Source organism: Acinetobacter sp. YH12251 (assembly GCF_013417465.1).
GTDB lineage: Bacteria > Pseudomonadota > Gammaproteobacteria > Pseudomonadales > Moraxellaceae > Acinetobacter > Acinetobacter amyesii.
In genome coordinates this window covers 495777-504422 of record NZ_VPDZ01000002.1, presented here as the reverse complement: position 1 = coordinate 504422, position 8646 = coordinate 495777, and the positions used below count along the sequence as shown (strand labels likewise).

8 protein-coding genes and 1 pseudogene are annotated in these 8646 nt (G+C 38.2%); 3 read left to right on the top strand and 6 right to left on the bottom strand.

Annotated features, from left to right (window positions below):
- Nucleotides 1-460: 460 nt before the first annotated feature.
- The 4 genes from FTV27_RS03140 to ftsY all read right to left on the bottom strand — a co-directional run bounded on the left by FTV27_RS03140 (nucleotide 461) and on the right by ftsY (nucleotide 4097).
- A complete protein-coding gene (locus FTV27_RS03140; RefSeq protein WP_180077061.1) occupies nucleotides 461-1138 on the bottom strand; it encodes a DUF2057 domain-containing protein in 678 nt (225 codons plus the stop codon).
- Nucleotides 1139-1320: 182 nt separating this feature from the next.
- A complete protein-coding gene (locus FTV27_RS03135; protein ID WP_180035761.1) occupies nucleotides 1321-1914 on the bottom strand; it encodes a nitroreductase family protein in 594 nt (197 codons plus the stop codon).
- Nucleotides 1915-2129: 215 nt separating this feature from the next.
- Nucleotides 2130-2816, bottom strand: coding sequence for a nitroreductase family protein (locus FTV27_RS03130; RefSeq protein WP_180077043.1), 687 nt, complete (start codon nucleotides 2814-2816; stop codon nucleotides 2130-2132).
- A gap of 174 nt (nucleotides 2817-2990) precedes the next feature.
- Complete coding sequence (gene ftsY / locus FTV27_RS03125; protein WP_180007272.1) at nucleotides 2991-4097, bottom strand: signal recognition particle-docking protein FtsY; 1107 nt, start codon at nucleotides 4095-4097, stop codon at nucleotides 2991-2993.
- Between the two features lie 250 nt (nucleotides 4098-4347).
- Between ftsY and FTV27_RS03120 the strand changes: the two are divergent.
- Nucleotides 4348-5661 (top strand): annotated as a pseudogene (locus FTV27_RS03120) (M16 family metallopeptidase); the annotation flags it as partial.
- 126 nt (nucleotides 5662-5787) lie between these two features.
- Nucleotides 5788-7356 carry a pitrilysin family protein gene (locus FTV27_RS03115; RefSeq protein ID WP_180077041.1) on the top strand — a complete coding sequence of 523 codons (1569 nt, stop codon included), beginning with the start codon at nucleotides 5788-5790 and terminating at the stop codon, nucleotides 7354-7356.
- Here the strand turns inward: FTV27_RS03115 and FTV27_RS03110 are convergent.
- A complete protein-coding gene (locus FTV27_RS03110) occupies nucleotides 7280-7603 on the bottom strand; it encodes a hypothetical protein (protein WP_078193898.1) in 324 nt (107 codons plus the stop codon). The genes FTV27_RS03115 and FTV27_RS03110 overlap by 77 nt on opposite strands.
- A gap of 109 nt (nucleotides 7604-7712) precedes the next feature.
- Nucleotides 7713-8072, bottom strand: coding sequence for a hypothetical protein (locus FTV27_RS03105; protein WP_111884936.1), 360 nt, complete (start codon nucleotides 8070-8072; stop codon nucleotides 7713-7715).
- 223 nt (nucleotides 8073-8295) lie between these two features.
- Here FTV27_RS03105 and FTV27_RS03100 point away from each other — a divergent pair, with 223 nt between their 5' ends.
- A complete protein-coding gene (locus tag FTV27_RS03100) occupies nucleotides 8296-8529 on the top strand; it encodes a hypothetical protein (protein WP_078188494.1) in 234 nt (77 codons plus the stop codon).
- Nucleotides 8530-8646: the final 117 nt, after the last annotated feature.

The window sequence follows — 8646 nt, the reverse complement described above, 5'->3', positions numbered from 1 at the left end:
AATTACTGACAAAAATTTGCTCAAATAAACTTCGAGTAATTTCTACCATCAATCAATGAAAATAATTTCGATCGATCAATCAGTAAAAATCCACACAAGTTGTTCTTCATAATCTCTTAATGATCTTCTTAATGCTTCGTCAGCAAATAAGAAACAACACCAAACAACTCAAAACCTTATGTTTATCGCTATCTGCGTTGGTATGCAGCGTATTCTATAGAGTTTCAAAACAAACACAAGCCCCTATCATAGAAATTTCTATGATATTGCGCTTGAGTGTATATTTTTTAAACTAAAAGCAATTTGTTGCTTATTTAAAGATCAATATATCCGTATATTTTGCTTTATGAAAGACGAATTTTATAATTCTTGGTGATTTTTATATTCTTCAATCTAAAAAGCCCGTAATTCAACGGACTTTTCGAATTATAAGAATACTAATGAAGTTATGAAAGTGGCTTTAGTTTGCTTGCTCAGCCAACCAACTCATGAATTTTTGTCGTTCAGCTTTACTAGCCTTCTGCCAAAGCTGAATTAATTGTTGATCTGCCCCATTTTGATGAACAGCTATATTTTTTGGAGCGACCACAGGAGCTGCCACGTTTGTTGGTTTTACATTTAAGGATTGTGCATAAACAGGTGCCGGTTGATTTTCTGGTACAGCTTCTTTCTTCGTAAAATCTACAGCATTACCTAAAACACCATTGGAAAAAATCGATTTTTGTTCTTTCTTCGCCCCAGCTTGCTGCATAAGTAATTGATTAGATCTGTCATACAAACCAAATATCGGTTGGTCTTTATATTTTTGCGCAGCATCAAAATCTTTTGGTGCATTGACTAGACCCAAACGATACTCTTGCCCATCAATCAGAGCTGGAGTACGAATGGCGGCAACACCTGACTTTAAAATATCGTGAGAATTATCAGCATGTTGAAAAAATTCACTATAACGTACCGTTAATAGGTTTTCACCTGCATCTAGCTTATACTTCTCCGTAGATCGAAATAAACCACCAGTAACTTCTTGATCATTAACTGCAACTATTTTAATTTCTTCCGGAACAGTCAAAGTTACAGCTGCAAATCCGGCACTACTTAACATCAGCGCTGCAGCAGCAACAGTTAATCTTAAAGTCATCATTATCACTCTTTATCAATTATTTAGTTTGGAATGCACTATGCAATGCATATATGACAATCTTATGACATCTAACAATCACTGTATATTTTGTTTCAAGACATTATTTTGATATTCATTCAAGAATTTTGCATATAAAAAAAGGATGCTTAATGCATCCTTTTTAATTCATCACACCATCATTACTTAAATGTTTTGAATCGTTCTTCATCTGCAATAAAGGTTTTTTCGCCTGCAGGCGCTTCAATCGAACCGAAAACAAGTTGTGCACGTAGTTTCCATTGATCTGGCACATCAAATGCCGCAGCTGTTTCAGCATCAACAATTGGATTGTAATGTTGCAATGATGCACCGATATTTTTTTCAGCCAAAGCCGTCCAAGTAGCAAATTGAGCAATCGCTGTTGAGTGTTCAGACCATACTGGGAAATTATCTGCATAAAGTGCAAATTGTTCTTGGAGAGCTTTTACTACAGCCTGATCTTCATAAAATAATGCTGTACCAAAACCTGCTGCAAAACTATTAATCTTGCCATTGGTTCCTTCAAATGCATCTGCAGGTACAATTTTACGTAAAGTTTCACGTACGATATTCCAGAATTTTTGATGTGCATCACCAAACAGAATAACGACACGAGACGTTTGAGAGTTAAATGATGACGGACTTAAACGTACAGCATCTTTAATGGTTTGCTCAATTTCATCTTGCGATAAAGTAACGTTATTACCAATAGAATAGATTGTGCGACGTTGTTCGATTTGATTCAAGAATGACATTACAAGACCTCTTTTTATTTTCAATTAGCTTACTAAATTGAGATTTATAATAGGTGAAGTTTTTAACCGTTGCATGACTATATTTACAACATTGTGTCTTATTTCTAGAACAATCAGTTGCAAGCATCTAAATACGTACAACCCACTTACATTCAGATTTTGGTTTCACTGTCTTTAGTACGGCAGAAATCAAAGCAACTTACAGAACATAGAAATTACTCATAAATTCTAAACTGATCTTGATCTTCTGGTTCTAAGCGTTCAGGCGCTTGGCCTTCAATTGAACCAAAGACCAACTGCGCACGTAGCAGCCATTGTCTTGAAATATCAAAGTGTTCGGCAACAGCATAATCAATGTGTGGATTATAGTGCTGTAAACATGCACCTAGACCTGCATCTGCGATCGAAGTCCATACTGCGAATTGGGCCATGCCAGACGTTTGCTCCGACCATACTGGAAAATCTTCTGCACTTAATGGCACTTTCTTTTGTAATTGTTGAATCACGGTTTGATCTTCATAGAAAAGCACAGTTCCTAGGCCAGCTGCACATTGATCTATTTTAAGCGCCACGCCCTCAAAAATATAACTCGCAACATTCTTGCGTTGTACGTCTTTTACTATGTCCCAAAATTTTTGATGAGATTCACCAAATAAAACCACAATACGTGTACTTTGTGAATTATATGCAGATGGACAACTTCTTACAGACTCTTGAATCAGTTCAGCCAAGTAAGCCTGACTATAATGTACCTTCTTTCCAAGCTCGTAAATACTGCGACGTTTCTTTAGTTGGTCGACAAATGACGCTTCTACTTCTTGGTCAGTATTTTTCTTTTTTAATTTAAAATCTTTAGTGATATCCGCAGTCAATACATGACCAATTTTATCGAGTAACGCCACCCTAAACACCCCAAAGCAATTTTTATATATAACAATAATTCCTTACTTATTCTAAGGGTATATCAGGCTGAATTTTGACTATGATTTATTCACATGTTGTTTTTTAAATCAATCAGTAAGCTCAAAAACAAAAAACTCCGCATTTTGCGGAGTTTATGTGACATTTAACGCATTTTATTTATCAGTTTCAAATAATGCTGCGACAAATGATTTAGCTGAGAATGGACGTAAGTCATCAATTTTCTCACCTACACCAATAAAACGAATTGGCACATGGGTACGGCTTGCAATATTAAATAACACACCACCTTTCGCAGTACCATCCAGTTTAGTAATGGTTAGACCTGTAAGCCCTACTGCCTCATCAAACATTTCAACTTGGTTAATGGCATTTTGACCTGTACCTGCATCAACCACCAACATCACTTCATGTGGAGCTGTAGCGTCAATTTTTTGCATTACACGTTTTACTTTAGACAACTCTTGCATGAGGTGTCCTTTGTTATGTAAACGACCTGCGGTGTCTGCAATCAGCACGTCTACGCCTTTTGCACGAGCACTTTCAAATGCATCAAAAATAACTGAAGCAGAATCTGCACCATGACCTTGAGCCACAACGGCAATATTATTACGTTCACCCCAAATTTGTAATTGTTCTGTGGCTGCTGCACGGAATGTATCACCAGCAGCCAACATTACTTTTTTACCTTCACCTTGTAAGCGTTTCGCTAATTTACCAATCGTGGTGGTTTTACCCACACCATTTACACCAACAACCAAAATCACATACGGATTTTTATTGCTGTCGATATGTAGCGGTTTAACACGTGGTGCAAGTAATGCCACCAATTCTTCTTGAAGCGCTTTATATAAAGAGTGCGAGTAAATTAAATCGCCACGTTCAGTACGTTCAGTTAAGTTCGCAATAATCGTTTTGGTTGCATCAACACCAATATCAGCGACCAAAAGTTGCTCTTCAACTTCCTCTAAAAGTTCATCGTCAATTTCCTTCCCACCGATCAGGATATTCACCATGCCGTCTGCCAAGTTCTTACGTGACTTTGCTAGACCTTCTTTCATACGACTAAAGAAGCCGCCTTTCACCTTCGAGTCTTCAGTTTCTGACTCTGTTTCTTGTAATGGTGCAGCAACTTCTTGCTGTACTTTCGGTGTCTCGATAATCGGCACATTTACCGCAGGTAAACTCGGTAGCGTGACATCGTCATCACCGATATCAGCATCAATCAAAAATTTATTCTGCCCATGAGATTGCTGTTGCATGCCGAATCCTTGAAAAGCACTGCGTTAAAAAAACCGATTCTATCATAAGTTATCTTAAATTGAGTCGCTACACGCCTGTCAGAGCGAAGCACACTAAAAAACAACATGTTGAACTTGCAATCAAAATTAACTTTAGGAAAACTAGATAACTATAAAATGCATTTTAATGGATTCCTTTGTGTCCCATAAAAACAGATTTTCTCCTTGTTTTTTTAAAACTTTATTTCGTTCTGCGCTTCCTATCTGTGTCATCAGCAGTTGCCTTTGGTCTGCACCCAATCTACATGCAGACACACGTACCCAATTAACGCGAAGCACCTTTGAAACCACGCTTAAAAATGGCTTAAAGGTCATTATCCGTGAAGACCACCGTGCGCCGATGGTAATGACCCATATTTGGTATCGTGTTGGCAGTAGTGATGAGTCGGGCAATCTATTAGGGATCTCTCATGCACTCGAACATATGATGTTTAAAGGAACCACTAAAGTTCCTAATGATGAATTTACACGTCTCAGCCGTATCTATGGCGGCAGCATCAACGCTGCAACCTTTACCAATTACACGAATTATTATCAGTTGTATCCAAAAGCCTATTTTCCTATGGCGTTGGAGCTCGAAGCGGATCGTATGAGTAATTTACGATTGCAACAACAAGATTTCGACCCTGAAATTAAAGTAGTTATGGAAGAACGCCGACAGCGTACAGATGACAACCCTCGTTCTTTGGCTTATGAACGTTTCAAATGGATCTCTTATCCAACCAGTCACTATCGCCAACCTGTCATTGGACACATGAAAAATCTGCAAAACATCAAATTAGCAGATTTAAAACAATGGTATAAAGATTGGTATACCCCAAACAACGCCATTTTGGTGATTGTCGGTGATGTCGATGCCGAAGCAGCCATTCGTCAAGTTCAAAAATACTTTGGTGATATTCCATCACGTAAAACACCTGATCGTAACGATGTGAGGGAATTCGAGCGTGTGGGCTATCGTCACATGGAACTAAATTTACCCGTACAAGTGCCCAATTTGTATATGGCGTGGAATGTACGCTCACTGGCTACCGCAAAAAACCCACAAGATGCTTATGCACTCAATATTATTCGCAATATTTTAGACAGTGGGATCTCATCTCGCCTACAAGACAAACTGGTACGAGATAGAAAATTACTCACGGCTGTAAGCGTATCTTATGATCCATACAATCGTGGAGATAGCTTATTTACCATTTCAGCACTCCCTGCCGATGGCGTCAAAATGGAACAAGCGCAAAAAGCGATACAAGATGAAATCGACACTTTAAAAACAGAATTAGTCAAAACACCTGAAGTTGAACGTATCACCACACATTTTGTCTCCAATTTAGTCTATAACCAAGATGACATCAGCAGCCAAGCCAAGACGATCGGTAACTTAGAAGTCAATGGGCTCAGTTTCAGGCTAATGGACGAATTACCAAAACTATATGAAAACGTCAGCGCACAAGATATTCAACGTGTCGCAAATGCGTATTTTGTCCGAGAAAATTTAAGCACCATGTATCTACTTCCAGAACAGACGGAGGTTCCAACAACCTCAAATAAAGCAGATCAAACAGTAAAATCCGCTCAAACGGAAGTTGTTATTCCAGAGCAACAGACCAGCTCAACCCAAAACATTGAAAGCGTCATGTAAGGATTAGTGATGACTATTACGAAAATTTTATCTCTGAGCTTACTTACTGCGTTTGGCTCAATCCTTCATGCAGAAACTTATAAGGAAAATGTTCCCGACCTCAACGATAATCCGAGCCAATTACAATCTATCCCAATGCTGCAAAGTTTAAAAAATTTACAGATTGATAAAGACTACCGTGCTCCGCTTGTTCAAGTGCTGAAAAACCGAAATGGCGTAAATAGCCTGTTTGTTGAATCACAAGATCTACCTATGGTGGATATTCAACTGACCTTTAATGCAGGTTCTGCTCGTGATGAAGAAGTCGGAAAAGGCTTGTATGGTGTTGCCAACATGGCTGCACGTTTAATCGATGAAGGCACAGAAAAATACAATGCAACGCAAATTGCCTCGGTTTTTGACCAAACAGGTGCTCAATTTAGCGTACAAGCACATCGAGATATGTTTGTCGTTCGGCTACGCGTATTGTCAGACCCTAAAAAATTAGAACCTGCTTTAAGTATGATGATGGATGTGATTAAAAATGCGACTTTTAAAAACTCCAGTCTCAACTTAGCACTCAGCAATAACCAAGCTGGTCAGAAACAACTCCAAGAAAGCCCAAGTCGCTTAATGAATATTCGTTTCTATCGGGCTGTATACGGCACACACCCATATGCAGAACCGATTACTGGAACCAATGGCAGTATCAAAAAAATCACCCCTGACATTTTAAAGAAGTTTCGTAATCAATTTTTAGTTGCTCAAAACATGAATATTGCCATTACAGGCAAACTCAGCAAAAAAGAAGCACAAAACCTTGCAGAACGTATTTCCGGAAACTTAAACCAAGGTGAAAAAGCTAAGGCACTTGCACAACCAGAAGAAAAACAAGGGTTTGATATCATCCATCTTCCCTACAATTCCACCCAAGCCAACATCATGTTTGGACATTTAGGAACGACACGTGATAACAAAGATCGATTAGCCCTAGAAGTAGCCAATCGAATGTTTGGTGGTGGAGGTTTTAACTCGATCCTCATGCAAGAGCTTCGCGTTAAACGTGGCTATACTTATGGTGCCTATAGTGCATTTAGCTTTAGCCAAGCACCCGGTATTTTTAGCTTTAGCTATGGAACACGTCAAGATCAGCTGATAGATAGTATTCGAGTTGCGCATAATGCTTTAAATGATTTTGTCAAAATGCCTATTGATCAAAAACAAATGGAAGAAACCAAAGCAGGCATGCTGCGTGCTTTTCCAAATAATTACAGCAGCAATGCAACGATCAATGCACAGCTTGGTCTATTGGGCTTTTATCAACAAGACCCAGATTATTTGACACAGTACCCTAAATTATTGGAAAAAATAACTGTAGCTGATGTACAAAATTCGGTTCGTACTTACATGCACCCTGAAAATATGACTGTGATTGTAGTGAGCAAAACTTTAGATAAAAATGAAGTACAGCAGATATTGGAGAAGAATGTACAAGCAGCTCCAACCAAGATAATCCCTGCAACTAAAGCTGTTCCTCTGCCAAAGCCGGAAGTTGATGTGCTCGCACAGACTCCATCTGATAAGCATGCATCAATTTAAGATAAGCACCCACACGAATGCGATCTTGCTGTCTCAGCAGCATCGCCATTTCCTGTGTTTCAGGATAACTTTGCTGCAACGCAAGTCGTGACACGTTTTGGTATTGCTGTACAGAAATAGGACGATATAAGGCAATCACAGCCAATACCAAAATCACCACGATCATGACTGAAACAAAGATATTATAAATTTGCTCTAGCTGTATTTTAGATTTGAATTGAATAATTTTTTCTAAATCAATAGTCATACACTACCTCAGGTTCAAAGTAGTGTATGGCTGACGTTCAAGAAGTTCAAGTCACAGCGCTTAAAACTGCATCAGTTCACTGTTTCAGTCTGTGAGTTAGCTAAACAATTTAATGAATAATGGTACGTATCACCGCAAAATAAAGAATTAATGCAATAATCGCCAAAACGATAAATACTGCAAAAATACTCATTCCACCTTCTGCATGCGCAGGATGTAAATCATCATCATCGGCGATTTTGAGTAATTCGCCATTATATGCATTGTAAAATTCTAAGCGCTGTGCCTTATCTAAATCCCGTGTGAAATCATATACACGTTTGCGCTGTGCCAAACCAAAATCCCCTAAATGAATTTCTTGATGAAAAATTGCTTCATCAAGATTGCGACGATGTAGATGTGCCAACTCCACAATTTGCGCTAATGTCGGAGGATAATCTAAAGTTAAACCGTCTAAAACTCTTGTCATTTTACTTCTCCTTATTATCTACAACTTCTTATGATAGTATTTTACTCACGAAAAACAATTGTCCATTGTTTAATCATGTAAACTATAGCAAATTAGAAATATTTACGTGAATAGTTGACAATTCAAGATAATTGTAATATTAGTTTAATAATACTTAGTTAAATTAGTTAATAGGGCTAAAGAATGGGCCCTTAATGATCATAATTAGAATAAGGAGTTAAATATGATTCAACAATTCTCTCAACATGAACTCGAACATGTATACGCAAATGCGGTAAACACAATTCAATCTCAAATGAACTTCAGCGATGCAGTTCATGAATTGGAAGATGCAGCTCGTGCTGGACATGGTAAAGCAGCGTTATTTTTGGCTGAACTTTATTATCAAGGCTTCCGTGTAGAACGTGACTCACTCAAAGCGCAATATTGGCAGAACATGGCCACTTTGCAAGCATAACAAAACGTCACTAAGGTGGCGTTTTTTACACCCTTCAACTTTTAACTACATAAATTCTTACAATCAAGTTCAAAGCTTACACAGCTTTTTCATAAGAATTTTCTACAATAGGAGCAA